A 24,569-nucleotide genomic window follows, 5' to 3' on the forward strand; every position below is an offset into this window, starting at 1 on the left:
CACCCGATTGCCGCTTGTCTCCTCCGCTTCTCGCTTTCGTCGGGAGGCGATCAAAGGGACTCCTGTCCCTTGATCGCCGCGATTCATCCATGAATCGCCCCTCCGGGTTATTCCCGCCGAAAGCTGCGGTGCTCGGCGCGGCAAACGGGAGTTAGAGTAATTTAAAAATTGACTGTGGGCGTTTTTTGCCCCGTATGGTGCGCCCGAGCATCGACGCCTTGAGCCGGAACCGCCCGAAGGGGCGCGGCACGATGCCGCGCGGCAACAAAGGCACATGGAAGTGCCTTTTGTTGCCCCCGGCTCAAGGCGTCGACGCGCAGGATCAGCGCGCCATCCGGGTGTCCTTTCTTTTGGGGCCTTTTCTTTGGACAAGCAACGAAAAGGACCTCGGCTGTGGGTCCGACAAACCGGCAGGACAGCCGGTTTGCACGGCTTCGCCGCCCGATAGGGCGAGGCCTAAGGATAGGCCGAGTGAAACCCACATTCAAAACAACCGTCGCGTCAGCGACTCCTTACCATCGAATCGGTTGCTACAGCGAACTCAGCCGCCGGGAACGCTGTGTCCTTCAACCGGGCTCTGCGTTCCCGGCCAACACCACCGATTACTGCCCTCTAACTCGAATCGCCCCCGCCAGCTCGATGCGTTCTCCCGCGGCGTGCAGCACGCTCACCATCAGGGTCAGGTATTCCCGAAGGTGGCGGGTGATCAGGAAGTTTTCGCGTACGAACTCCCGCGCTTTATGGCCCATTTCCTCGATTTTGTGCCGGTCGTGGAGCAGGTAACGGATGCGCAGGGCCGCGCCTTCCGGGGTATTGACCAAAAAGCCGGTGTGATGGTCGATCACCTGGAGCCGAATACCGCCGGTATCTCCGCCGATGACCGGTTTGCCCTTCCATAAGGCTTCGGTGACCGTCAGGCCGAAGCCCTCGCGAAGCGATTTCTGCACCACCAGATCGGCAGCCCGCTGCAATGCATTGATGGTGCGGTGGGCGTCGGGCGGAAGGAGCAGGACATGTACATCGGAGTCGCCGTTCGCCGCCTGCCGCGCTTCGGCCAAAACGGCGTCTCCTTCGGGATCGTCGGTAGCGGAACCTCCGGCCAGAACCAGCTGAATGTCCCGCAGGAAATGCTTGGCGATTCGGTATGCTTCAATTACGCCTACCGGGTCCTTGAACTGGTCGAAGCGAGAGACCTGAACGATGATGGGGCGCGTCCGGTCGATACCGAAGCGCTCGCAGACGCTGTCGATCTCGTCGTCCGGCAGATCGACATTCTTGTCGCTCAAGGGATCGATGCTGGGCGGAATCAGGTATTGCGAGTGGGGCAGGGGCTGCACGAACGCGGCGAGCGAGAAAACGCTGGCGTCATAGCCGGCGACGAAGCCGCGGAGATAACGCCAGATTACGCGGTTCGGCCGATTGATATCGATATGGCAGCGCCAGATCCATTTGCCCTTGCGCTCGGGAATATATCTCAGCAGCGGAGCGGGCTGCGGATCGTGAATGAAAACGATGTCGGCATCGCTTAGAATCGGGCGCAGCTGTTCGGCGTTAAAGGCGTTGGTCTCTTCGAAGTTCCGCAGCCAGTCGTTGGGCATGTTCACCATTTTGCCCTGGAGACCATTGTGAAAACTCTTGGTGCATTGATAAAACACCGCATTGCCGGTGATCACTTCCCAGTGGGTTTCGATTCCGAGCTCCCGCATCAGCGGCACGTGTTTTTCCAGAATCTCCGCGACGCCGCCGCCGAGCCGGGTCGAGTTGACGTGGACCACGCGTTTGTCCCGCAGCGTTCCCGCGAGCTGATGCAGCTGATCGATGACATCCTGACCGACGACCTCGGCGTACGATTCCAACAGATTAGCCACGGCCCACCTCGCACAGGCAGCCGGAGAACACGCGCGCCAATTCTTCGCGGAGACTGGTCAGCGAGGTAAAGTAGGGATCGATCTTGGCCAGACATTGACAGAGGCTTTCATAGCGTCCGTCGAAAGACTCCAGCCAGTTCCGAAAGTCATCCAGCCGGTTCTCGTTGCGCCGCTTGGCGTCGATGAAGTGATAGAAAATGCTGCTTACCGACATTTGTCCGATCCGGGCGGCAAGCTTCTCCGGGGTGAAAAACTGGAGATCGGTGCGAAAAACGACGGTGAGCGCCCGAATAAACTCGAACTGCTGATCCGGTTGCGCCCATGCCAGAACCTCGCGTTCATCCAGCCGCTGCTCGATGATCTCGATCAGCTCCTGGCGCAATTCGTCGAGCGTGTCATAGCTGTTGGGATCGACGACACTCAGGCGCTCGGCGAGCACCTTGTCGTGCAAAGCATGCCTGGACCAGGCGGCGAAGTCGTTGCTGTATTCGGGCTCGTCGAAGCGGGGATGGAGCAGATTGCCCCAGAAGTGAAAATAAATGCTCCCGGGATGAATAGCCAATAGCTGATCGCGCAGTTCCTTAAGGTTCTGTGCCCGTTTACCGGTCGCGATAGCCAATAGGGCGCAATCATTGACTATGAAAGGCATCGATCCGCTGGCGACGTTCTCCATGGCGATCTCTGGCTTGCCCATCGTTTGCGTACAATTCTCGAGCACCATAGCCAGCTTGGCGGTATTTGTAAATCCGTGAAAGTCGGGGTATGTCTTTTCAGCATCGGCAGGCCGGGAATAACACCTTTTCCCGCTGCGCGACGGGATAACGCAGTGGATTTGACACGCCCGTTCGTTGTCCCTGTGTTACAGTTTTAATCCTACGTACCGGTTCGTTGACAAGGCCTGGTTCGGGGAGTTTAAGCGCATGCTGGGGAGACGACACGATGTCGAACAATACGGACAAGACCACGCTGAGAGAGAATGCCGAAGCCGAGCTCGACAATAAGCTTGAACCGGCCGCACCTACGGACGTCGATGAGCAAACTCCGCAGCAGGAGCGTCAATCGCTACACGAGTTTCAAGTCCGCGCGCTGGAATTGGAAGCCGAAAACCGGAAGCTGAAGGAGGCGCTGGAGGCGCTGGAGGAGTCCCGCGACCACTACGCAAACCTTTTCGATTTCGCTCCGGCGGGTTATTTGACCTTGGATGAACACGGCGTGATCAAGGAGATCAATCTGACCGCCGCCGGCATGCTGGCACGGGAGCGCCCGGCCCTAATCGGGCTTCCGTTCGTTCGCTTTATCGCCAAGGCAGATCAAAAAAAGTTTTCGAATCACCTTTCGCAAAGTCGATGCGAGCGGCGGAGCCTCACCACGGAGCTCCGTCTAGTCGGAAAGGGCGGTTGGCATCTTCCGGTGGAAATGCATACCTCATCGATGCGGGATAGCCGACACTATGTGTTTTACCGCACGGTGCTGACCGACATCAGCGAACGCTTGCTGGTGCGAACGGCCTTGGATCAGTCGCGCCGGCAGCTCGAACAGAATGTTTCGGAACGGACGGCCGCTCTGCAAGAGAATCGGCAACTGGAGGCCGAGGTCGCCGAACGGAAGCGGCTGGAAGCCGAGTTGCGGCAACGCATGCAAGAACTGGCCGATGCGGACCGGCACAAGGACGAGTTCATGGCCATGCTGGCGCACGAACTGCGCAATCCCCTGGCGGCCATCGTCAATGCGACCGAGTTGATGCGACGCAAGCCTTCGGGCCATCAGCACCTGTATGACTGGGCCTGCCGGGTGATCAAAGATCAGACCGCGCATCTCGCCCACCTTCTGGACGACCTGCTGGACGTGGCGCGGGTCACGCAGGGAAAGATCGTATTGGACCAGGCGACAATCGATCTGAGGACCGTCGTGTCCCAAGCGGTCGAAGCCAATCGGGCCCTGCTCGAGGATCGCCGGCATCGCCTGAACGTGCGTGTTCCGCCCGAGCCAGTTTGGGTGCAGGGCGATAGCACGCGTTGCGTCCAGATCGTCGGCAATCTGATTCACAACGCCGCCAAATTCACCGAGGTGGAAGGCGAGATCGAGGTCGTCCTCGACACCGAAGCCGACGATGCCGTGGTGCGGGTTCGCGACAACGGCACCGGCATTTCCACCGAACTCTTGCCCCGGATTTTCGAGCCGTTCACCCAGGAAGACCGCTCGCTGGCCCGTTCACGCGGCGGCTTGGGAATCGGTCTGTCGCTGGTCAAGAAACTGGTGGAGCTCCATCACGGCCGGGTGGAGGTGGCCAGCCAAGGCCCCGGTCAGGGCAGCGAATTCACGGTCCGCTTGCCGTGGATGAAAACGCATTCGTCCAGCCGGAAACACAGCGAGAAGGTCCAAGATTCAGGTTTGTCCGCGGCCGATCAATATGTCCTGGTGGTCGACGACAATGTGTCTTCGGCCGATTCCTTGTCGACCTTGCTCGGGGCGTATGGGTATCAGGTTCAGGTCGCCTACGACGGCAAAGAGGCGCTCGACCGGGGCAGGGAGCGAGCGCCCGATGTCGTGCTGCTGGATATCGGTATGCCGCAGATGGACGGGTATGAAGTGGCTCGGCGCATGCGGGAAGATCCACGGCTCACGGGAACGCGCTTGATCGCGATCTCCGGCTATGGCCAGGAAGAGGACCGGCAGCGCTCGCGCGAAGCCGGCTTCGACCACCATCTGGTCAAGCCGGTGGACATCGATGTCTTGCTGGATTTGCTCGGCAGCAGGCAGCCGTAGGTCAACAATCCTTTGTCGACAGATTTCGTAGGGCGGATTAGGCGCACTCCGGCATAGGCTGGATGTTGAACACCGCGTTCTGCGTGCGCCGTAACCCGCCAAAACAACGCCCCGTGTCCTTGCCGTTCGCTTCGGTGGGTTACGGTGCGCGCCTGAATCGGTGAGTTACAGTGAGTAAAGAACACTATGCCAGTATTACCCGTCATTCCGGCAGGGAGTGCCGGAATCCAGAGGCCAAGGATGGCCTGCCCTCTACGTCCTTGTAACCTGGACCCCGGCAGTCCCAATCGCAAACGGGCCTTTAGTCGGCCCCTTCCATGCCGGGGTGACGATGTGGTTTGACTTTCGTTACGAACAGTAAGTACAGGTTGTCGGGGCGCACCTAACCCACCCTACCATGGGCTGATAGAGTACTCCCGTATCGCGCCGCATGGTCGGCGGCACAAATACGCCGGAATACGCTGCGGTAGGTCAACTCTCCGCCGAATATCCCACGATGCGGCCGCTATCCAGGCGGATCAAGCGTTCGCAGCGGGAAGCCAGGGTTTCGTCGTGGGTGACCAGAACCAGCGTGGTGCCTTTCTCGCGGTTCAGCTCGAACAGCAATTCGATAACGGTCCGGCCGGTATTGCTGTCCAGATTGCCGGTAGGCTCGTCTGCGAACAGAATTTTCGGTTCGGTGACGAAAGCCCGCGCCAGCGCGACGCGCTGCTGTTCGCCCCCCGAGAGCTGCCGCGGATAATGCTTGAACCGGTGGCTCAGGCCGACCCGTTCGAGCATGGCAAGGCTGCGGAGCCGGGCCTCGTCGCCGGCACCGGCCAGTTCCATGGGGAGCATGACGTTCTCCAGTGCGGTCAGATTGGGAAGAAGCTGGAACGACTGGAATACGAAACCGACATACTCGCTGCGGAGCCGCGCCCGGCCGTCTTCGTCCATATCGGTGAGGCAGGATCCCGCGAGCCAGATGCGGCCCGAAGAAGGTAGATCGAGGCCGGCCAGAAGGCCGAGCAAGGTCGATTTGCCCGATCCCGAAGCGCCGACGATGGCCAAGGTTTCTCTCGGTTTGATCGAGAGGTCGACTGCTGTCAATATATCTAGCCGACCGTCCGCCGTTGTGACGTGTTTGCCGAGATTCTCCGTTCGAATGACGAATTCCGCGTCGATATCCTCCAACGCACCGATCTGCTCCTGTGTCATGCGAAAACTGTTGTTATCCTTCATTTTCCTCGTGTTGCCGGGATTGTGTCAGGCAAAAACCGTTCTTGTTCTCGGCGATAGTATCAGTGCCGGGTATGGTTTGGAAAAGATAGACCACGGCTGGGTGGCTATGTTGCAGGAGGCGGCGCGGCCGCTTGGCGCCGAGGTCGTGAACGCCAGTATTTCCGGCGAGACGAGCGCCGGCGGCCTTGCCCGGATCGACGAGCTTCTTCGTCGGCACCGGCCGACCGTGGTGATACTCGAACTCGGCGCCAACGACGGTTTGCGCGGGCTTTCGCCCAAGCAGCTGGAAGCCAACCTGAGCGAAATGACCGTCCGCTCCAAGGCCGCCGGTGCCGAGGTATTGCTGCTCGGCATGAAGATACCGCCGAACTATGGCAAGCGTTACGCCGACCTTTTTCGGAATGTCTTCCACCGGGTCGCCGAGACCCACGATACGGCGTTCGTGCCGTTTCTTCTGGAAGGCGTCGGCGGTCAAGACCATTTGATGCAGGCGGACGGCCTGCATCCCAATCGCGAGGCTCAGGCGATCCTGTTTCGCCAGGTTTGGGACAAGCTGGAGCCGATGCTCGCCCGTTAAGCTCTGAATTTGCGACCGTCTGCGGTCTCTACGTGACGGTCCTCCATACGTGATCCAATAAGGTTCGTTTTCTTTATCACCGACATGATTACATCGTTAGAAGCATTCATCGCCAAAATCAAGCAATGCCAGCCGGTCGCCTTCAAAGAAAGCATCGACGTCATCGGGCAATATTACGATTATCGGCCAACCCGCTTTACCAACGGTCTGGCTGATAACCGGGTGGTCAACGAACCGGGGAGCAACGAAGGTTCCTGCAAGATTTTCTATTTCGGCCGGCTGCACGGGTTATCCGAGAAAGAGACTCTGGCGCTGTTCGGCGAGCATTACGTCGAAGTGCTGTCGAACCCGAACGGCGAAAGCCACAAGAACATCAGAACCTTCATGCAGTGCGGATGGCCTGGAATCACCTTCGACGGCGAAGCTTTGGTTCGAAGATCGCCGGATCGCAGTGCGTGATGAGAGGGGACGAAAGCGGGGTCCCCGCCGGCGCGCTTTTCACCACGGCGTAGCGGTATGGATCTGGAAGCCGCTTGGTACACCCGAAATGTAGAACTTATAGGATGGGCTGAGTGTGCGAAGTCCATCGTTCGCGATCGATGCCTGTCCTGAGCCCCGTCGAAGAGCGCTTCGTTCCACAGCGCATTCATTTTATGAACTTTCCGCCACGGTACGGCAGAGCGGGCTGGAAAGCCGTTCCCGGCCAAGGAAAATGTAGGCCGGAATAAGTCGTAGGTCGACAATCATTTGCCGACGACCGTGCGCAACGCCATTGATGGATCTGGGAGGGAGGCGGCCGCCCGATTTCGGCGCGCGCCTCGGCGGCGGTCGTTGTCCTGCGCCGTATCCCGTCGTCTAGTTTCATCGAATGAATTGTTGTTTAATCCGAACGCTTTGCCCGCATATGCTGTCAAAAGCCCGTTTTCCCTAGATTTTTTCCGGAAATTCCGGTGCCATACCGAAACATCGTTGGAGAGTTTTATGCTGATTTTTTTCAAGAGCCTAGTGGCCCTCTCGATATTGATTTTTATCGTCGGGCTGATTAAACCGAAATGGATTCTATTCTGGATGAAGCAACCGGATCGTCTGATAGCCACCTCGGTGGGCTTGCTGCTGTTCATGGCGTCGTGGACCGGGATCGCCAAGCTGACCTTGAAGCCGAAGGCTCCTCAGGCGGTACAGCATTCGGAGCGGTCTGTCGACGAGCAGAATACTTTGCAGTTGGGGCGTTGAGGGTTCGGCAGCTGTTATCGTGCCGTGCCGTTATCGTTTCTCGCCCTCCTTTGCAGCCAAATAGCTTACTGCGGCTTCCGCCACGGAATGGTTACTCGGTCTGATCAGTTTATTAATCAGGCCCGTAAATACCCTCCTGATATTTACGGGCCGCCGCCCAGGCCGGTACACGCTTAGGCTTGGGCTCGCGCGGCTTGTCGCCGTGCTAAGGAAACCCTGCCCCGGATTACCCCGGCCTATGTTTATAGGCCGGGGTAATAATCAACGATACGGCCGCGCCGATCCGAGGCTATGGTGCCGGAGGTAAGTCCGCGACCTGGCCCCGTTTACCACCGCATTCGTTGCAGACCAGCACGGTGAAGTATGTTGGCGGCGATTTCTTCCACCGACATGGTCGAAGTATCTAAGTAAGGAATTCCCGCTGCTTGGAACAGCCCGTCCGCAGCGCGGATTTCATTTCGACATTGTTCGAGAGAGGCGTAGCGGCTTCCGGGTCTTCGTTCTTCTCTGAGCTGATGTAGGCGTTCCGGATTCATGGTCAGACCGAACAGCCGCTCGCGGTGCTTCCGTAGATTGGATGGCAGCCCGGAAAGATTCAGGTCCTCCTCGGTCAAGGGATAGTTGGCGGCCTTGATGCCGTAGTGCAGGGCGAGAAACAGGCTGGCCGGGGTTTTTCCCGAGCGTGAAACCCCGACGAGAATGATGTCGGCTTTGTCGTAAGCGTCGACGCCGATGCCATCGTCGCAATCGATGGCAAATCTCAGAGCTTCCACGCGCCCCCGGCCCAGAGCCGCATTGCCCAAGCCGTGGGCCCGTCCGATCGCTTGGGCGGACGGCTGTCCGAGCGCCGTTTCCATACGATCGAGAAAAGCTTCGAAAAGATCGAATACCACGGCTTCGCTGCGTTCCAATATTTGACGAAGATGATCGTCGGTCAGCGTACTGAATACCAGCGGCGCTTGTCCGTCCCGGGCAAATGCGTCGGCGATGCGCCGGCAGGTGTCTATCGCCTTGGCTTCGCAATCGACGAAAGGCTGGGTGACGCGTTCGAACGTGACGGTCTCGAACTGGCTCAAGAGACTCCGTCCGAAGGTCTCGGCGGTGATGGCCGTGTGATCGGATACGAAGAAGACGGTGCGTTTCATGCTTTTCTTACCATGCCGGGTGGATTCCCATAGAATACTGAATTCGAACGCAGGAGGCTTGTGAAAGGGCCGCGGCGCATCGCAAGCTCTCGGCAACTATTACGGGGTGTCCGATGAACGAATACGTGGTTTGGTTCGATGCTTTGGGAATGGACGATGTGGGGCGCGTAGGCGGCAAGAATGCCTCGCTCGGCGAAATGATCAGCCGGCTTTCCGAGGCGGGCGTCACGGTACCCGACGGTTTTGCCACCACGGCCGAAGCGTATCGGGATTTTCTCGCTCAGAACGGCCTCGACCGACGCATCTGGGCGGAACTGGACCGGCTCGACGTTGATAACGTCACGGCGCTGGCGCGCGCGGGCGACACCATCCGCCAGTGGATCATGAACACACCTTTTACCCCCGAACTGGAAAAAGCCATCACGGAAGCTTACCGCCAACTGGCCGGCGAGTCCCCGAAGGAGTTTTCCGTGGCCGTGCGCTCCTCTGCCACGGCGGAAGATCTTCCGACGGCGTCGTTCGCCGGGCAGCAGGAAACCTACCTCAACGTGCAAGGCCTGGACGGCGTGCTCCGGGCGGTCAAGCAGGTTTTTGCCTCGCTTTTCAACGACCGGGCCATCGCCTATCGCGTGCACCAAGGCTTCGAGCACCGCAAGGTATTATTGTCCGCCGGCGTGCAGCGGATGGTGCGCAGCGATCTCGCCGCGAGCGGCGTGATTTTCACCCTGGATACCGAATCGGGTTTCCGCGATGCCGTTTTCGTGACTTCGAGTTACGGTCTCGGCGAAATGGTGGTGCAGGGCGCGGTCGATCCTGACGAGTTCTACGTCTACAAGCCGTCTCTTGCGGCCGGAAAATCGGCAGTGCTGCGCCGCAGCCTCGGCAAGAAAGCCGTCAAGATGATTTACGACCCCGCCAAATCCGTGGTCACCGTCGACACGCGCGAAGAGGACCGGCAGCGGTTTTCCGTCACCGATCAGGAAGCGGAAGAGTTGGCGCGGCTCTCGGTGCGCATCGAACAGCATTACAAGAGGCCCATGGACATCGAATGGGCCAAGGACGGACTCGACGGCCGCCTCTATATTCTCCAGGCCCGGCCGGAGACGGTGCAAAGCCGCGTCACGCGCGAGATGGAGCGCTATCGGCTCAAGCAGAAGGGCAAGGTGCTGGCCGAAGGCCGCAGCGTTGGACATCGCATCGGCAAGGGGTGCGCCAAAGTCATCGCCAGCGTGTCGCAGATGGATCTGGTGCAGCCGGGCGACGTGCTGGTGACCGACATGACCGATCCCGATTGGGAGCCGATCATGAAAAGAGCCAGCGCCATCGTCACCAATCGCGGCGGGCGGACCTGCCACGCGGCGATCATCGCCCGCGAGCTCGGCATTCCCGCGGTTGTCGGCTGCGGCGACGCCACCCGCAAGATTCAGCGCGATACCATGGTCACCGTCTCTTGCGCCGAAGGCGATACCGGTTACATCTATCAGGGCGAACTGCCCTACGAAGTCAGCAAGGTCAATTTGGACGAGATGCCAATGCTGCCGGTCAAGCTGATGATGAACGTGGCCAACCCGGAGCGCGCTTTTGCCTTTTCCGCGCTGCCGAACGACGGCGTCGGCCTGGCGCGGCTCGAATTCGTCATCGCGCGGACCATCGGTGTTCATCCGAAAGCCTTGCTCGAATACGAGCGCCAGCCGGCCGAGTTGCAACAGTTGATCCGCGAACGCATGGCCGGTTATCGCGACCCGGTGAGTTTTTATGTCGACAAGCTGGCCGAAGGCATCGCCATGATCGCCGCCGCTTTCGCGCCCAAGCCCGTGATCGTCAGGACCTCGGACTTCAAGACCAACGAATATGCCAATCTCCTGGGCGGTAAAGCCTACGAGCCGAACGAAGAAAATCCCATGATCGGTTTCCGCGGCGCCTCGCGTTATGTGGACGACTCATTCCGTGACTGCTTCGAGCTGGAATGCCGCGCCTTGAAAAAGGTGCGCGAGGATATGGGACTGGAGAACGTTTGGGTCATGATTCCCTTCGTGCGCACTTTGGACGAGGCGCGCGGAGTCGCCGAGCTGCTCCAGCGCTTCGGCTTGCCGCGCGGAGTGAACGGGCTCAAATGGATCATGATGTGCGAAATTCCCTCGAATCCCTTGCTGGCCGACGAGTTCCTGCAAATCTTCGACGGCTTCTCGATCGGTTCCAACGATCTGACCCAGCTCACCCTGGGCATAGACCGCGACTCCGGGCTGGTCGCGGGGGGCTTCGACGAGCGTAACCCGGCGGTCAAGGCGCTCATCCGCCAGGCCATTCAGGCCTGCCGCAAGCATGGCAAGTACATCGGAATCTGCGGACAGGGGCCGTCCGATCATCCCGACCTCGCTCGCTGGCTGCTGGACGAAGGCATCGAGAGCTTGTCCCTCAACCCGGACACCGTGGTCGAGACCTGGATGTTTTTGGCCGGGAATAACGTCGGTTGAGTATCGAGGAGGCTGACAACCGCCGGATTTTCAATTAAAATGCCGCGTTTTCGGAGAGATGGCCGAGTGGTCGAAGGCGCACGACTGGAAATCGTGTATACGGCAAAACCGTATCGAGGGTTCGAATCCCTCTCTCTCCGCCAATCATAGAAACCGAAGGCGTTCGGTGAAATCCGGAAAACCCGCGAGTCACAAGGCTTGGCGGGTTTTTTGTTGTCCGGAGACGTTCGGCAGGGAACGCTTGAACCAAGACTAATTGTTATGCGATGCCGTCAGAGATCCCGTATTTGGCTGGATTGGAAAATCCGAGCATAAGCGCGGTGTCGATTCTGCGTGCTCCGTTACCCGGACACTCCCCCCAAATTCGCCAGTGAAGCACCTAAGGAGCCGCCGATAAACGGTGCCAACATAGCGATTACCTGGGGTAATTGACGCATGGGTTCTCGCGATATACCGAAAGTCTGGAGATAACTCCACAGCTCCGGATGTTCGGATGTGGGAAAGTTTCGATTGAACTCGCGCTTGGCGCGCGCGTATAAGGCCAAAGTGCAGGGGATATACAAGGCGATGACCATCAGGGAAAAGACCGCACCCCAGTACATGCTCAAAGTCAGCGACCAACTGACGAATTCCTCGGTCAGTTTTCCCTGCCCCAAGAAGACCACCGGCCACCGCAGCCAGGCGAGCATATGCAAGACGCCGATCAACAGCATCGCAGAACCCAAATTGACCGCGTTTTTTAGGTGGCTAAAACGCGCTTCGATAAAATGCAGGACTTCATCCGGAGGCAGTTCCTCGAACGGAGCCATCGAACTGCTTCCGGCCAGAATGATCGCGAAAGGCACCACGGTCGCGATCAGATTGACCACGCTTACCAGTCCGAGAATAACTGCGAGCTGCAAGGGGGAAAAATAGCCTGACGCTTCGAGTACCCCGTAGGTCAGTCGAAAAATCGCGGTCACACCGTTTTCGCGGAGAGCACCGAAAACGAAGTAGGCGACGGACAGGATTCCGAGGAGACCTATGATTGCACCGAAATACCTGAAGCATTGACGACTCAGGTTGAGGCGAATCGTATGAATGCTGACGATCATCACGGCTACTGCAATGGCGTAATAGACAATAACAGCCGTCAGCCACACCGTTCGTGCGCGCAGCTCGGACAATTCCATAACGATGCTGCGGTCGAACGCTGAAATCTGATGGGCCAACTTGCCGGGGATCGTCGACAGTCCGAACCCGCCCAATTCGAATACTACGATAGCCGTCAGCAAAACCCCGACCGGGGCAAAGGCGAAAAGAAGACATCCGAACTCCTGCTTCGTCGCAGCATCGGGAAGAAAAAAACGCTTTCTCATGGCTTTGTCCCCCAGCCGATGTCCTTCTCCGCCAGGAACGCACCGGGTAATGACGGTCGTGGCAGAACGACGATCGTTTAGATGTGAAATTTACATTGTACGAGTCTGTCAGGCGGTCGATTCCTTCGCCCACGGTCGGTCGCCGCAAATAGCCCCGACCCGCCGACCATGACGTGTAGCCTATTTCGGGAAGCTCGGATAGAGCGACGCCGAATTCAGGGAGCTTGCCGCCCTACGCGTCCAGCATTCCAATATATTTCAGCCGGTTGATTTCCGCAGATGATGGGAGATTTTCGACAAACGGTCCAGGGGGCGGTCTCTACCTGATCCGAGTGTTTGAGCTCTTGGTCTATTACTCGAAAAGTCGCTATTTCGGTGCTGCACGGTTTCCATTAGCTAGTCCGTTTGCCGACCCGTTAACGTCGGGAAAGGATTCCCGACCTACAATAGCCTAAGGCGCTATACCACATCGGAAAATGCACTAGCGTGGCACGTGTGCCGCCATGGGCAGTATCTACAAGAGCGGTTAAAGCAGCTCCCGAATGACCGGATAATCCGAGTAAAGCCGCTGGCGAAAGGTTTCGATCGCGGCCTCGCTTCGCTCCGTGCGCGGGATGTTTACCGGAATGTCGCCAATCACCGAAGCCGGACGCGACGACAGGAATATCAGCCGATCCGCCAGTTCGATCGCTTCGCGCAAGTCGTGGGTAACGAACAGGACCGTGTGCGGACGCTCTTGCCAGAGGGCTACGACCAGTTCGCGGACACGGCGGGCCGTGGGCGGATCGAGCGATACGAACGGTTCGTCCATGAGCAAGAGATCCGGATTGACGGCGAAGGCCCGCACCAGGGCCACACGGCGGCTCATGCCCAGCGAGAGCCGTTCCGGGTATACATCCTGCGCGTTGGCGAGTCCGACTACGTCGAAAAGATGATCGATATAGGCGGGATCGGCCTCTTTGGGAAGAGCCAGCTCGATGTTTTCCCGCACCGTCCGCCACGGAATGAGGCGCGGATTTTGAAAGACATAACCGATGTGCGGTTTTCCGGTTTCGGTTCCGATTCGGACCGTGCCTTCATAATCCCGGTCCAGTCCGGCTGCTATATTTAGTAGCGTAGTTTTGCCGCAGCCCGATGGGCCGACGAGACAGGCGAATTCGCCGGATCCGAGTATGATGGACAGATCCTGGAGTATAGCGGGTGCTCCCGTTTCTCCTTTGGGCCGATAGGTTTTTCTGACTATCTCGATTTGAATCGCGGTCATCGGCGCCACCGTTGGGCATGGCGATCGAGAGGCTTGAGGAGGCCGATCTCGATCAGTTGAATGACGACGACGAAGGCGATGGTGTAGGCGAGGATGGCGGAGACGTTGAACATCTGGAAGAACAGGTGCAGTTGAAAACCCATGCCGTTGCTGCGTCCGAGCAATTCCACGACCAGAATGATCTTCCAAATCAGTGCGAGCCCGGTCCGCGAGGCGGCGATGAAGAACGGGTACAACTGCGGCCAGACGATGTGGCGCAGCGTTTTGTATCGGCCGAACCGATACGCTTCGGCCATTTCCAGGAGATCCCGGTCCAGCGTCCGTGCGCCTTCCCGCACGGTCACGACAACATTGGGCAGCTTATTGATAACCACGGCGGCAATGGCGGCGCTCTCGACCAGCCCGAACCAGACGTAACACAGGATGATGATCACCAGAGCCGGAATGTTCAGAAAAAACACGAGCCAACTGTCGAAAAAACGGTCCAGTTTTTCGTGCCGGCCCAGCAGTATACCCAAGGCAGTCCCCATACTCATGGCCAAGACGAAACTGACGGCCAGCCGCGCCAGCGTCACGCCGAGATGGTAGGGCAGCGCTCCGGAGCGGACTTCGGACAGAAGCACTTCGGATACCTCCAAGGGAGACGGCAACAGCGGCGTTCCAAAGGCGATTGCCGCGGCCTGCCAAAAGGCGACCAGCGCCGCGATCGAGGTTATCGGGTAGAAAAAAGCGGCGCGCATGTCGGAAATAGCGGCAAATGGACGTGAGAAACGACTGATTACAAATGACGTGTTATTTTAAGGGTTCGGCGGTGTCAGTGGTAAACAATCCGCCTTCTTGGAGGAAAATTAGAGTTTTTTCGAAAACGATTGCGGAACCATGACCGAAACAACATCCGATTCCGAAGTATCCGATCTCCGCAACGATCACATCAGCTATCGGCTCAAGCTGCGCCGCATCGCCATCGATACCTACCGGGAAAATGTCGCCTATCTCCACCGGGAGTGTTCGGTTTACCGTGCGGAAGGCTTCCAGGCGCTCGCCAAGATCGTGGTCTATTGCAACAACGAGCGAATCGAAGCCGTACTGAATGTGGTGGACGACGACCAGATCGTCAATCCCGACGAACTCGGCCTTTCCGAGCAAGCCTTCAGTCAACTGTGCGCGGAGGAGGGGCACGACGTTCGGGTCGCGCAGGCGGAACCGCCCGCATCCATGGATGCGGTTCGCCGCAAGATCGGCGGAGAGCGGCTGAGTTACGACGATTACATTTCCATCACGCGCGACATCGCGAATCGCCGTTATTCGAAAATGGAGATGGCGGCCTTTCTGGTCGCGACCGGACAAAACGGACTGGATCGGGACGAAGTGCTTCTTTTGACCAAGGCCATGCTGTCGACCGGGAGCAGGATCGACTGGAACGAGCCTTTGGTCGCCGATAAGCATTGCATCGGCGGCATTCCCGGCAACCGGACATCCATGCTGGTCGTGCCCATCGTGGCGGCACACGGCACCCTGATCCCGAAAACCTCGAGCCGTGCCATTACATCGCCGGCCGGTACGGCGGATACCATGGAGGTCTTGACGCGAGTCGATCTCTTGCCGGAGACCTTGGACAAGTTGGTTCGAATCGAGCGAGGCTGCCTGGTCTGGGGCGGAACGACGCGCCTGGCGCCTGTGGACGACATGCTGATTTCGGTTGAGCGCCCGCTGGGCATCGATTCGCAAGGCCAGATGGTGGCTTCGATTTTGTCCAAGAAGCTCGCGGCCGGCGCGACGCATCTGTTGCTGGATATCCCGGTCGGGCCGACAGCCAAAGTTCGGCACATGCGCGATGCGATGCAATTGCGAAAACTTTTCGAGTACGTCGGCGACCGCTTGGGACTTTATTTGGAGGTCATGATCACCGACGGCCGGCAACCGGTCGGCCACGGTATCGGGCCGGTTCTGGAGGTGCGCGACGTGATGCAGGTGCTGGAGAACGACCCGCGTGCTCCGACCGATTTAAGGGAAAAGTCCCTGCGATTGGCCGGGCGTATTATCGAATTCGACCCGGATGTGCGCGGCGGTCAGGGATATGCCATCGCTCGGGAAATTTTGGAGTCGGGGCGAGCCTTGGAAAAGATGAACCGTATTGTTGTGGCACAAGGTGTGCAAGAACAAAAATTCGAGCTGGGCAAGCTAACGTATGAAGTCTGCGCCGAACGCGCGGGGTCGGTGACTCATATCGACAACTTTTTTCTCGCTCGTATCGCGCGACTGGCCGGAGCGCCGATGTCGAAAGGGGCTGGCGTCGACGTGCTGAAGAAGCTGGGAGACAAGGTGGAAAAAGGCGAAGCGCTGTACCGGATTCATGCCGAGTTTCCGTCGAATTACGATTTCGCTTGCGATTTCGTCCGTCAGCGTACGGGGTACGAGTTGGGCGAGTTCGATAAAATACCTAAAGGTTACGTGGAATTTTGACCATGATTTTAGGATTCTCCGATTCTCGCGTTCAGGCCATGGCAGTGGTGGAGGCTCTGGATGCCCGATACGGCGAGGTCGGCATCCACCGTTTTCCGGACGGGGAAAGCAAGGTGACCTTGCCGGAGATAAAGGACGAGCATGTCGTCGTATTTCGCAGTCTCCAGGATCCCAACGACAAATTGGTCGAGCTGCTCCTGGTCGCTCGCGCTCTGCGGAACCAAGGCGTCAACAGACTGTCTTTGATAGCGCCCTATTTATGTTATATGCGGCAGGATTGTGCCTTTCAACCGGGTGAGATCGTCAGTCAAAAAATAATCGGGGAGTTTCTTGCCGGCTTGTTTGATGATGTCGTGACCGTCGATCCTCATTTGCACCGTATCAGCCGGCTCGAAGAGGCGGTTCCGGCGAGAAATCCGATTGTCGTACCGGCGGCTCCGCTGTTCGCGCGTTATCTCGCGAACCGGTCAGACAAGCCGTTGCTGGTGGGGCCGGATGCCGAATCGGAACAATGGGTAAGCGCCATCGCGAAAGGCTGCGGGCTTCCTTTTGTCGTCGCTTTCAAGCAACGTTTCGGTGACAGGGCAGTGTCGGTCGAGACGACTGATTTTCAGGTGAGGGGGCGAAGCGTAGTCCTGGTTGACGACGTGGCCAGCACCGGCACGACCTTGACCGAAGCCGTTGCCAAGCTGCGCGCACTGGGGGCCGAGAACGTCGATGTGCTGGTGACGCACCCGTTATTCGTCGAGAATGCCGTCGATAAGCTGCGACGTAGCGGTGTTTCCGAGATCGGCAGCAGCGACAGTATTCTTCACTCCACGAATGTCGTGTTTTTGGCCCCGATCCTGGCGGAAACCTTAAGAAACGCACTCGACTACAATCGGAATTCCAGCTAAGACTCCATGCTGATCTTCTTTAATATTCTGCGAAGGATATCGCTCAGGAAGCTGATTCTTGTCGGTTTTACGATGGCGATACTGCCCTTGGTGTTCGCTGTCACGGCGGTCAAGGAATTGGCGGTTTCCTCTCAAAAAACGGCTTATCGGGTGGCTCAAATCAGCCAAAAAAAGGAGTTGTTGCGCGAGAGGCTCACCGATTTCGAGCGCAAGGCCAAGCGGTACTTGATTTTAGAAGACGCGGAGAGCCGCGTCGCTCTCGAAACGGTTCACCGTGACCTCGGCGAGGTAATCAGCAATTTGTTGAGCTTGACCGAAGAGCCGGCGTTGGTCGCCCAGCTCCAGCGGTTTTCGGTAGAAGAGGGAGGCATCTTTCAGCATGTTTCGAACATGGCGATCGAGCCGACGGCAAAGCCCGAAAAAGTCGACACCCGCCGTTCCGGCGCGACGCGCGAGCAGCGTGACCGGCCTAGAAAGGCGCGCATGGAAAAGACAGATGAAATGTTTTCGACGCTCAATCTGAAGGCCAAGGAACTCGCTCGCGGTTTCTCGGGGATCGTGGATTCCGAGGTCGACAATCTGGAGAGCAGGTCCTCCGCGGTTCAGCGCCGGATGTTGCAGGAGTCGTCGGTTCTGCTGCCTATTTCGGTGGTCTTAATTTCGTTTGTTACGTTTTTCATCATCCGCTCGGTGCGCCAGATGGACCATGCGATACGCAAGCTCGGGGCCGGCGATTTCATTCGGCCGATCCAGGTGACCGGACCCAAGGATTTGGAATACCTGGGCGAACGGCTGGATTGGCTGCGCAGCCGGCTGCGAGGTCTCGAGGAGGCGAAACAGCAATTCATCCGCCATGTGTCCCACGAGATCAAGACTCCGTTGGCGACCATCCACGAAGGCACCGAACTGTTGGCGGACGAAGTGGTCGGGGAACTCAATACCGAGCAAAGAGAGATCGCGCAGATCGTGGTCAGCAATACGCAAAAGCTGGATACCTTGATCGCCGAGTTGATCAATTACAGCCAAGTCAACGCTCGTCCGGGAGCCATGCTTCGGGAAACGGTCAATATGGCGAGGCTCGTCTCAGAATTGATCGACGATTACCAGATTCGCTTGCGCACCAAATCCATCGAGCTGACCGAGCAGTTGCGGCCGGTCGAACTCGACGGCAACCCGGATCAATTGCGTACCGTTGTTGATAACCTGCTGTCAAATGCAGTTAAATACTCGCCCGTCGGCGGCGAGATCTGCGTGACGCTCCGCCAAAACGGCGGCCATATGGAGTTGGAAGTAGAAGATGACGGCCCGGGCATAGAGCCCGACGAGCGTAAACACGTTTTCGAGCCGTTCTTTCAGGGAAAAGCTGCCCGAGAGGACGGCATCGCGGGGACGGGCATGGGATTGGCTATTGTCAGCGAATGCGTTTCCGGTCATCATGGCAAGGTCGAAGCCTTGGAGCCCCGCCCGAACAAAAAAGGCGCCCGTATTCGGGTGCAAATACCTTTACGGCTAGATTAAGCGATACATGAAATTCCCCTCCCGCGCTACAGCTCTGATCGTGCTGTTTGCTATCACGGGTTGCGCAGGATTCAGAAGCAAGGAGAGTGCTGATACTGCACCCAAAGCGTCCGAGCAGAAATACGCCAGCTATGCGTTCGAGGATCTCCTCAGTTTTGCCGCCGAGATTGCCCGCCTGCCTCCGGCCGAGCGGCTATCCGAATGTCAGCAACTGTTGCAGCGTTACCAGGCCGATCGCAGCTTAGGCGTACGTCTGCATTTTTTCTTTGCCCAGGCGGCGACCGAGGCCTGTGGCGACATCAGGAATGCCTCCGTGATCGTGGACGCCTCTTTGGCCGAACTTCAGGACGAACGGCTTAAAGCCTTGTTGATTTATCAGAAAGAAATTTTGAGCCGTCTCGACAACGAAATCGAGCGGCGAAAACACTCGGAGCGTCAGGTCTCTCACACCGTATCGAAAGAAAAGAAAGTGCACCGGCGGCTGAAAACGCAAGAGAGCGAGCTGAAAGAGCTTCAAGAGAAGCTGGATGCGCTCAAAGCTATCGAGCAGCGTTTAGACGAGCCAGACAGCGGACAATAATCCTATGAACACTGCACGTAAACGTGTCCTATTGGTGGACGATGATCCGGATCTGTTGCGCCTGGTGGCCCTGCGTCTCACCTCAGCGGGATTTGAACTGGAAACCGTGAACAGCGGACCGGCGGCCATTTCGAGGGTCTCCGTGTTTCGCCCCCATGTCGTCGTGACGGATCTGCGTATGGAGGGCATGGACGGCCTGGCGTTGTTCGACTTTCTCCATGAGCAATATCCGACGCTGCCCTTCATCATCATGACGGCCCACGGCACGATCAGCGATGCCGTCAGCGCGACCAAGCGGGGCGTGTTCGGCTTCGTGTCCAAACCTGTGGACAAGAACGAACTGGTCAAGCTGGTCAACCAGGCCATGCGGATCGGACTGACCAGCGGCGTCACGGTGGATCAGGACGCTTGGAGACAACACATCGTCACACAGAGCCCTCTCATGGAGGAGTTGCTGAGCCAGGCCAATCGCGTCGCACAGAGCAAGGCGAGCATATTTATCGGCGGCGAGAGCGGCACTGGCAAGGAGTTGCTCGCGCGCGCGATTCACGAGGCCAGTACGCGGGCGGACGGGCCGTTCGTGGCGGTCAATTGCAGCGCGATTCCGGAAAATCTCTTCGAATCCGAACTTTTCGGGCATCGCAGGGGCGCGTTCACAGGCGCCACCCGCGATCACAAAGGGCTCTTCCGTGCCGCGGACGGCGGCACTCTGTTTCTGGACGAAATCGGCGACATGCCCAAGTCTTTTCAGGCCAAGCTGTTGCGCGCGCTCCAGGAGATGAAGGTGCGCCCGGTGGGCGCCACCGATGACGAGCCGGTCGACGTGCGCATCATTTCCGCAACTCACGCGGATTTGGATAAGGCCATGGCGGAAGGGAACTTCCGCGAAGACCTTTATTACCGGCTCAATGTCGTCACCTTGATGCTTCCGCCCCTATCCAAGCGGCCCGAGGATATTCCTTTGTTGGCGATGCATTTCCTGAGGGATCTCGCGGAAACCTACGGCAATCGGGTCAAGGGATTTTCGCCGGAGGCCATGGAATGTTTCGTGAATTTCGAATGGCCCGGAAACGTGCGGCAACTCCGTAACGTCGTGGAGCAGTGCGTCGCGCTGTCCTCGACGCCGCTCATCCCGGTGACGCTGGTGCAACGGGCGTTGCGGGACGAACCGGCGTCGTTCCTGTCCCTGCAGGAAGCCAGGGAACAGTTCGAGCGAAACTATCTGATCCGGCTGTTGCAGATGACCAACGGCAACGTAACTCAAGCCGCCAAGCTGGCCAAGCGCAACCGGACCGAGTTCTACCGCTTGCTCAGCCGGTACGGCATGAATCCGTCGTTGTTCAAGAGTTCCGACGTAGCGCCTTAGGGCAGTAGGATGGGTAGAGCGATAGCGAAACCCATCGATCGCGAACCGGCAGGGCAAGCAGGCAGGCCGGAAAGGTCTGCCCCGGGTCGCCCGAGAAGCGGAAGCTTCTTCGTGCGGGTTCCCAAACAGGAGTTTGCGAACGAGAAAAAAACTAAGAAAAAATAGCCTTATTTTTCTTCCTGCCGGTTCCATCGCTTACCTTTTCGATTTTTCGTTATCGCAGCACCAGCACGGGAAGCGAGGCATTGGTGAGCATGCTCGTCGTCGTGCTGCCCACCAGGAACTCGCGTATCCTGGAGTGGCCGTAGGCGCCCATGATCAACAGGTCGATGCCATGCTCTTGCCGGTACCGCTCGGAAACGTTGATGACGTCGCCCTCGCGGATTTCGGCCGTCACGTCCAAGCCGGCCCGCGCCAATGTGGCTCTGGCCCAGTCGAGGTGCTCACGCAGACCGGCACCGTCTTTGCCGGCCATCAGAATGTGACAGGAAAGCCCTCTGAATAGCGGGCTGTTGGCAACCATCTCTATGCCTTTGCGCGTGGTCGCGCTGCCGTCGAAAGCGAACATGACCCGTTCGGGCTCCCGGAATTGATGGGGCGTTACCAGAATGGGTCTGTGCATCGTTCTGATCACCGTTTCCAGGTGGCTGCCGATATGACGATTGGTGCCGTTGGTGCTTTCGCCCTGCTTGCCCATCACCAATAAGCGTATATCCTCCTCGAGTTCCAGAAGCGTATCCACCAGGCTGCCGTGGCGTTGAACGCAGGATGGCGACTCGACGCCGTCGGCCACCGCACGCTCTTTTGCCGCCGCCAGCATCAACCGGCCCTGTTCGCGTGCGAGTTTCCCGCGTTTTTCATCCAGAGCCGTCAGTTCTTCCAATAAGGATTCGCGGCTGCCCAACCCGATATTGCCGCTCAGATTGCCGTCCACCGGGTACTGCGACTTGTCCAGCACATGAATGAAAGTCAGCCGAGCCCGAAGGCGCCGACTGGCCCAGGCCGCATAGTCGCAGACCGCCGTAGCCGCCCTGGACCCATCGATACATGCCATTACCTTAGTCATACTAAAACCTTCTGTCAGTGGGCCATCAATTTTTCTACGGCTTCCGGTTTATCGTGCACCGCGAACCGATCCACGATGGTCGCGCTGGCTTCGTTCAAACCGACGATCTCGACCTCGATGCCCTCGCGCCGGAACTTGATGACGACTTTATCCAGCGCGCTCACCGACGTGATGTCCCAGAAGTGGGCGCGAGTCAAATCGATCACGACTTTATCGATATCCTCCTTGAAATCGAAGGCTGCGGTGAACTTGCCGGCGGAGGTGAAAAACACTTGGCCGACCACGAGATAAGTCCGTATCGAACCGTCATCGCTGGACTTCGAACGGACTTCGAGAAACTGACCGACCTTGTTCGCAAAAAACAATGAGGCCAGCAATACGCCGACGAAAACGCCGAGAGCGAGATTATGGGTCGCGACCACCACCGCGACGGTCGTGATCATGACGATATTGGTGCTCAAGGGGTATTTGCTCAGATTGCGGATAGAGTCCCAACTAAAGGTTCCGATGGAAACCATGATCATCACGGCAACGAGCGCCGCCATCGGGATGCGCGACACCCAGGGTCCTAAGAATACGACCATGATCAACAGGAAAACGCCTGCCGTCAGGGTGGACAGTCGCGTCCGCCCGCCGGACTTCACATTGATCACGGACTGGCCGATCATCGCGCAGCCCGCCATGCCGCCGAACAGGCCCGCCGCGATATTGGCGATGCCCTGGCCCTTGCACTCCCGGTTCTTGTCGCTGGGCGAGTCGGTGAGATCGTCGACGATGGTGGCCGTCATCATCGACTCCAGTAGCCCGACGATGGCCATGGTGATGGCATAGGGGAAAACGATTCCAAGGGTTTCGACATTCAGCGGCAGATCGGGCCACAGGAACACCGGCAGACTGTCGGGCAGTTGCCCCATGTCGCCCACGGTACGGATATTCAGGTTGAACCCTATGGCGATTGCGGTCAGAACCACGATGCAAACGAGCGGCGACGGAACGGCTCTAGTCAGGAACGGGAACAGATAAATGATGGCCAAACCGCCGGCGGTCATCGCATAGACATGCCAGCTCACGCCGGTGAGTTCGGGTAGTTGCGCCATGAAGATGAGAATGGCCAAGGCGTTGACGAACCCCGTCACCACCGACCGCGACACGAACCGCATGAGGTCGCCCAGTCTGAGATAACCGGCAATGATTTGCAGAATGCCGGTCAGAATAGTGGCGGCGAAGAGGTATTCCAGCCCATGCTCTTTGACCAGCGTAATCATGAGCAGCGCCATGGCGCCGGTGGCTGCGGAGATCATGCCTGGACGGCCGCCCGCGAAGGCGGTAACGACGGCGATGCAAAACGACGCGTACAGGCCGACCTTGGGGTCGACCCCCGCGATGATCGAGAACGCGATCGCTTCTGGAATCAGCGCCAACGCCACCACGGTACCCGATAGCAGATCGCTGCGAATATTGGAAAACCAGTCTTGTCGAACGGACATTAGCATTTGACGCTCCAATCAAATAAAAACAACGAGGATAGTTATCGCGACGAACTCAACGATCTGAAGAATGCCGACTAACGGCAACGGCGAAATTGAAGATCTTTCCGTTGATCGTCCCGCCAACGGTGCAGTTCGTCCGATATCCGACGCCTGGCTGCTTCTTGCGTCCGGGCTTTCTTTATCAATCAGGCCCGTAAATACCCTCCCGGTATTTCGGGCCGCCGCCCAGGCCGGTAACACGCTTAGGCCGAGCTTACGCAGCTTGTCGCCGCGCTAAGGAAACCCTGCCCCGGATTAACCCGGCCTAATTTATAAGCCTGGTTAATAAACCGAGACAGACTTGATCAGGTTCCGCCCAAGCGTGGTTCTCGACAGCAAAATAGCCGGCGTCCGTCATTCAGGGCATCTGACGGCAAATTCGAAAAAGCTGGGTAGGAAGGGCGGATGTCCTGCCGAGTAGGACAGGGCAGGCGACGCTATGGCGGAGTCGGAGAGGTGTGGTAAGGCATCGGACAGATCAATTGTCGCTTCGCTTTTGTTTACGTTTGGTTGACAATTTAGTGGGTTATGTCAGGCTTGTCCACGAAATGAATTGTTTCTGTGGAACAATATAACTTCACAGTAGTCGTGAAGCGGGCAGTCCTGTGCTGCAAACGCGAGTCAGGAGGCAATGCCGGCGCCCGCATCCTGCATCTCCCGTCGGGCTTTCTCTCCGCCTTGAGGCGTGACCGGACGGGTGGCACACTGGATCACCATGACCTCGAACCCCTCCTTGCGTGCGTCCAGCACCGTGGCCAGCACGCAGACATCCTCCGCGAGACCGCCTATCCAGAGGCGCCTGATGCCTGCTTTGCGCAAATGTCGGGCAAGTCCGGTCTGGTCGAAGGCGGAATTTTGATCCTGGTCGAAGCGCACGCCCTTGGTCACGATGATGGCCGAATCGGGCAGTCTCAGCTCCGGATGAAAGCGGGCGCCCTCGCTGTCCTGGATGCAGTGAGGCGGCCACGGGCCGCCGCTTTCTTGGAAGCTGACATGCCCTACGGGGTGCCAGTCACGCGAGGCGTAGACCGGAACGTTTGCTTTAGTGGCGGCCTCAATCCAACGGTTGAGTACAGGCACCACCGCATCGCCGTTTTCGACAGGCAACGCCCCGCCCGCACAAAAATCGTTCTGCACATCGACCACGATCAAGGCGTCGCCGGGTGCAAATAGGCTGTCGATATTCGTCATTCTCGTTCACCTTTCATCTCGACGCTAAATCACCCATAAAAGGTGTCGACTTGA

At 58.2% G+C, this 24,569-nt stretch carries 20 protein-coding genes and 1 tRNA gene; 11 read left to right on the forward strand and 10 right to left on the reverse strand.

Translation table 11 applies throughout. The annotated features are described in order from the left end of the window. Positions 1–602: 602 nt before the first annotated feature. Both B2A78_RS07515 and B2A78_RS07520 read right to left on the reverse strand, forming a co-directional pair. The gene (locus B2A78_RS07515; RefSeq protein ID WP_077729301.1) at positions 603–1,868 is read right to left on the reverse strand and encodes a glycosyltransferase; all 1,266 of its coding nucleotides are present in this window, start codon (positions 1,866–1,868) and stop codon (positions 603–605) included. Continuing rightward, positions 1,861–2,562, reverse strand: a complete 702-nt coding sequence (locus tag B2A78_RS07520) for a DUF5752 family protein (RefSeq protein WP_240502441.1) — start codon at positions 2,560–2,562, stop codon at positions 1,861–1,863. Before B2A78_RS07520 ends, B2A78_RS07515 begins: the two co-directional genes overlap by 8 nt. A gap of 245 nt (positions 2,563–2,807) precedes the next feature. Here B2A78_RS07520 and B2A78_RS07525 point away from each other — a divergent pair, with 245 nt between their 5' ends. Beyond that, the gene (locus B2A78_RS07525) at positions 2,808–4,634 is read left to right on the forward strand and encodes an ATP-binding protein (protein WP_077729302.1); all 1,827 of its coding nucleotides are present in this window, start codon (positions 2,808–2,810) and stop codon (positions 4,632–4,634) included. Positions 4,635–5,105: 471 nt separating this feature from the next. On the opposite strand, the gene B2A78_RS07530 is transcribed toward B2A78_RS07525, so the two are convergent. Continuing rightward, positions 5,106–5,831 carry an ABC transporter ATP-binding protein gene (locus B2A78_RS07530; protein WP_077729303.1) on the reverse strand — a complete coding sequence of 242 codons (726 nt, stop codon included), beginning with the start codon at positions 5,829–5,831 and terminating at the stop codon, positions 5,106–5,108. On the opposite strand from B2A78_RS07530, the gene B2A78_RS07535 reads away from it, so the two are divergent. The 3 genes from B2A78_RS07535 to B2A78_RS07545 all read left to right on the forward strand — a co-directional run bounded on the left by B2A78_RS07535 (position 5,830) and on the right by B2A78_RS07545 (position 7,665). Next, on the forward strand, positions 5,830–6,432 hold the full coding sequence (locus tag B2A78_RS07535) for an arylesterase (protein ID WP_077729304.1): 603 nt from the start codon (positions 5,830–5,832) through the stop codon (positions 6,430–6,432). The two genes, B2A78_RS07530 and B2A78_RS07535, sit on opposite strands and share 2 nt — an antisense overlap. 84 nt (positions 6,433–6,516) lie before the next feature. Beyond that, positions 6,517–6,891 (forward strand): HopJ type III effector protein, encoded by a 375-nt coding sequence (locus B2A78_RS07540; protein ID WP_077729305.1) that lies wholly within the window; start codon positions 6,517–6,519, stop codon positions 6,889–6,891. 522 nt (positions 6,892–7,413) lie between these two features. Next, positions 7,414–7,665, forward strand: a complete 252-nt coding sequence (locus B2A78_RS07545; protein ID WP_077729306.1) for a hypothetical protein — start codon at positions 7,414–7,416, stop codon at positions 7,663–7,665. A gap of 326 nt (positions 7,666–7,991) precedes the next feature. On the opposite strand, the gene B2A78_RS07550 is transcribed toward B2A78_RS07545, so the two are convergent. Continuing rightward, a complete protein-coding gene (locus B2A78_RS07550; protein WP_077729308.1) occupies positions 7,992–8,810 on the reverse strand; it encodes a pyruvate, water dikinase regulatory protein in 819 nt (272 codons plus the stop codon). Between the two features lie 113 nt (positions 8,811–8,923). Between B2A78_RS07550 and ppsA the strand changes: the two genes are divergently transcribed. Both ppsA and B2A78_RS07560 read left to right on the forward strand, forming a co-directional pair. Then, positions 8,924–11,284, forward strand: a complete 2,361-nt coding sequence (gene ppsA, locus B2A78_RS07555; protein ID WP_077729309.1) for a phosphoenolpyruvate synthase — start codon at positions 8,924–8,926, stop codon at positions 11,282–11,284. A gap of 52 nt (positions 11,285–11,336) precedes the next feature. Then, a tRNA-Ser gene (locus B2A78_RS07560) sits at positions 11,337–11,427 on the forward strand. A gap of 198 nt (positions 11,428–11,625) precedes the next feature. On the opposite strand, the gene B2A78_RS07565 is transcribed toward B2A78_RS07560, so the two are convergent. The 3 genes from B2A78_RS07565 to B2A78_RS07575 form a co-directional block, all read right to left on the reverse strand. Further along, positions 11,626–12,642 carry a hypothetical protein gene (locus tag B2A78_RS07565; protein WP_077729311.1) on the reverse strand — a complete coding sequence of 339 codons (1,017 nt, stop codon included), beginning with the start codon at positions 12,640–12,642 and terminating at the stop codon, positions 11,626–11,628. 526 nt (positions 12,643–13,168) lie between these two features. After that, positions 13,169–13,906, reverse strand: a complete 738-nt coding sequence (locus B2A78_RS07570; protein ID WP_077729312.1) for an ATP-binding cassette domain-containing protein — start codon at positions 13,904–13,906, stop codon at positions 13,169–13,171. Beyond that, positions 13,903–14,646, reverse strand: coding sequence for an ABC transporter permease (locus tag B2A78_RS07575; protein ID WP_077729313.1), 744 nt, complete (start codon positions 14,644–14,646; stop codon positions 13,903–13,905). Before B2A78_RS07575 ends, B2A78_RS07570 begins: the two co-directional genes overlap by 4 nt. A 139-nt stretch (positions 14,647–14,785) precedes the next feature. On the opposite strand from B2A78_RS07575, the gene B2A78_RS07580 reads away from it, so the two are divergent. The 5 genes from B2A78_RS07580 to B2A78_RS07600 are packed head-to-tail and all read left to right on the forward strand — an operon-like array spanning position 14,786 to position 20,729. Continuing rightward, the gene (locus B2A78_RS07580) at positions 14,786–16,369 is read left to right on the forward strand and encodes a thymidine phosphorylase family protein (protein ID WP_077729315.1); all 1,584 of its coding nucleotides are present in this window, start codon (positions 14,786–14,788) and stop codon (positions 16,367–16,369) included. Between the two features lie 2 nt (positions 16,370–16,371). Further along, entirely contained in the window at positions 16,372–17,265 is an 894-nt protein-coding gene (locus tag B2A78_RS07585; protein ID WP_077729317.1) for a ribose-phosphate diphosphokinase, read from the forward strand. A gap of 6 nt (positions 17,266–17,271) precedes the next feature. Further along, positions 17,272–18,783 carry a HAMP domain-containing sensor histidine kinase gene (locus B2A78_RS07590; protein ID WP_077729319.1) on the forward strand — a complete coding sequence of 504 codons (1,512 nt, stop codon included), beginning with the start codon at positions 17,272–17,274 and terminating at the stop codon, positions 18,781–18,783. A gap of 7 nt (positions 18,784–18,790) precedes the next feature. Further along, entirely contained in the window at positions 18,791–19,363 is a 573-nt protein-coding gene (locus tag B2A78_RS07595) for a hypothetical protein (protein ID WP_077729321.1), read from the forward strand. Between the two features lie 4 nt (positions 19,364–19,367). Next, the gene (locus B2A78_RS07600) at positions 19,368–20,729 is read left to right on the forward strand and encodes a sigma 54-interacting transcriptional regulator (RefSeq protein WP_077729322.1); all 1,362 of its coding nucleotides are present in this window, start codon (positions 19,368–19,370) and stop codon (positions 20,727–20,729) included. 214 nt (positions 20,730–20,943) lie between these two features. Here B2A78_RS07600 and B2A78_RS07605 read toward each other — a convergent pair whose 3' ends face one another. The 3 genes from B2A78_RS07605 to B2A78_RS07615 all read right to left on the reverse strand — a co-directional run bounded on the left by B2A78_RS07605 (position 20,944) and on the right by B2A78_RS07615 (position 24,515). After that, entirely contained in the window at positions 20,944–21,795 is an 852-nt protein-coding gene (locus B2A78_RS07605; protein ID WP_077729323.1) for a universal stress protein, read from the reverse strand. Positions 21,796–21,809: 14 nt separating this feature from the next. Continuing rightward, positions 21,810–23,288 (reverse strand): SulP family inorganic anion transporter, encoded by a 1,479-nt coding sequence (locus B2A78_RS07610; protein ID WP_077729324.1) that lies wholly within the window; start codon positions 23,286–23,288, stop codon positions 21,810–21,812. Between the two features lie 657 nt (positions 23,289–23,945). Beyond that, a complete protein-coding gene (locus B2A78_RS07615) occupies positions 23,946–24,515 on the reverse strand; it encodes a nicotinamidase (protein ID WP_077729325.1) in 570 nt (189 codons plus the stop codon). Positions 24,516–24,569 lie beyond the last annotated feature (54 nt).

It is taken from the genome of Methylocaldum sp. 14B (assembly GCF_002005105.1).
Taxonomy (GTDB): Bacteria; Pseudomonadota; Gammaproteobacteria; order Methylococcales; family Methylococcaceae; genus Methylocaldum.

Excerpts from the sequence above, each read along its gene's own strand:
- B2A78_RS07590 (WP_077729319.1), top strand. The coding sequence starts at position 17,272 with ATGCTGATCTTCTTTAATATTCTGCGAAGGATATCGCTCAGGAAGCTG.
- B2A78_RS07530 (WP_077729303.1), bottom strand. The coding sequence starts at position 5,831 with ATGACACAGGAGCAGATCGGTGCGTTGGAGGATATCGACGCGGAATTC.
- B2A78_RS07575 (WP_077729313.1), bottom strand. The coding sequence starts at position 14,646 with ATGCGCGCCGCTTTTTTCTACCCGATAACCTCGATCGCGGCGCTGGTC.
- B2A78_RS07535 (WP_077729304.1), top strand. The coding sequence starts at position 5,830 with ATGCGAAAACTGTTGTTATCCTTCATTTTCCTCGTGTTGCCGGGATTG.
- B2A78_RS07610 (WP_077729324.1), bottom strand. The coding sequence starts at position 23,288 with ATGCTAATGTCCGTTCGACAAGACTGGTTTTCCAATATTCGCAGCGAT.
- B2A78_RS07595 (WP_077729321.1), top strand. The coding sequence starts at position 18,791 with ATGAAATTCCCCTCCCGCGCTACAGCTCTGATCGTGCTGTTTGCTATC.
- B2A78_RS07540 (WP_077729305.1), top strand. The coding sequence starts at position 6,517 with ATGATTACATCGTTAGAAGCATTCATCGCCAAAATCAAGCAATGCCAG.
- B2A78_RS07580 (WP_077729315.1), top strand. The coding sequence starts at position 14,786 with ATGACCGAAACAACATCCGATTCCGAAGTATCCGATCTCCGCAACGAT.
- B2A78_RS07550 (WP_077729308.1), bottom strand. The coding sequence starts at position 8,810 with ATGAAACGCACCGTCTTCTTCGTATCCGATCACACGGCCATCACCGCC.
- B2A78_RS07600 (WP_077729322.1), top strand. The coding sequence starts at position 19,368 with ATGAACACTGCACGTAAACGTGTCCTATTGGTGGACGATGATCCGGAT.
- B2A78_RS07585 (WP_077729317.1), top strand. The coding sequence starts at position 16,372 with ATGATTTTAGGATTCTCCGATTCTCGCGTTCAGGCCATGGCAGTGGTG.
- B2A78_RS07545 (WP_077729306.1), top strand. The coding sequence starts at position 7,414 with ATGCTGATTTTTTTCAAGAGCCTAGTGGCCCTCTCGATATTGATTTTT.
- B2A78_RS07565 (WP_077729311.1), bottom strand. The coding sequence starts at position 12,642 with ATGAGAAAGCGTTTTTTTCTTCCCGATGCTGCGACGAAGCAGGAGTTC.
- B2A78_RS07520 (WP_240502441.1), bottom strand. The coding sequence starts at position 2,562 with ATGGGCAAGCCAGAGATCGCCATGGAGAACGTCGCCAGCGGATCGATG.
- ppsA (WP_077729309.1), top strand. The coding sequence starts at position 8,924 with ATGAACGAATACGTGGTTTGGTTCGATGCTTTGGGAATGGACGATGTG.
- B2A78_RS07615 (WP_077729325.1), bottom strand. The coding sequence starts at position 24,515 with ATGACGAATATCGACAGCCTATTTGCACCCGGCGACGCCTTGATCGTG.
- B2A78_RS07570 (WP_077729312.1), bottom strand. The coding sequence starts at position 13,906 with ATGACCGCGATTCAAATCGAGATAGTCAGAAAAACCTATCGGCCCAAA.
- B2A78_RS07605 (WP_077729323.1), bottom strand. The coding sequence starts at position 21,795 with ATGACTAAGGTAATGGCATGTATCGATGGGTCCAGGGCGGCTACGGCG.
- B2A78_RS07525 (WP_077729302.1), top strand. The coding sequence starts at position 2,808 with ATGTCGAACAATACGGACAAGACCACGCTGAGAGAGAATGCCGAAGCC.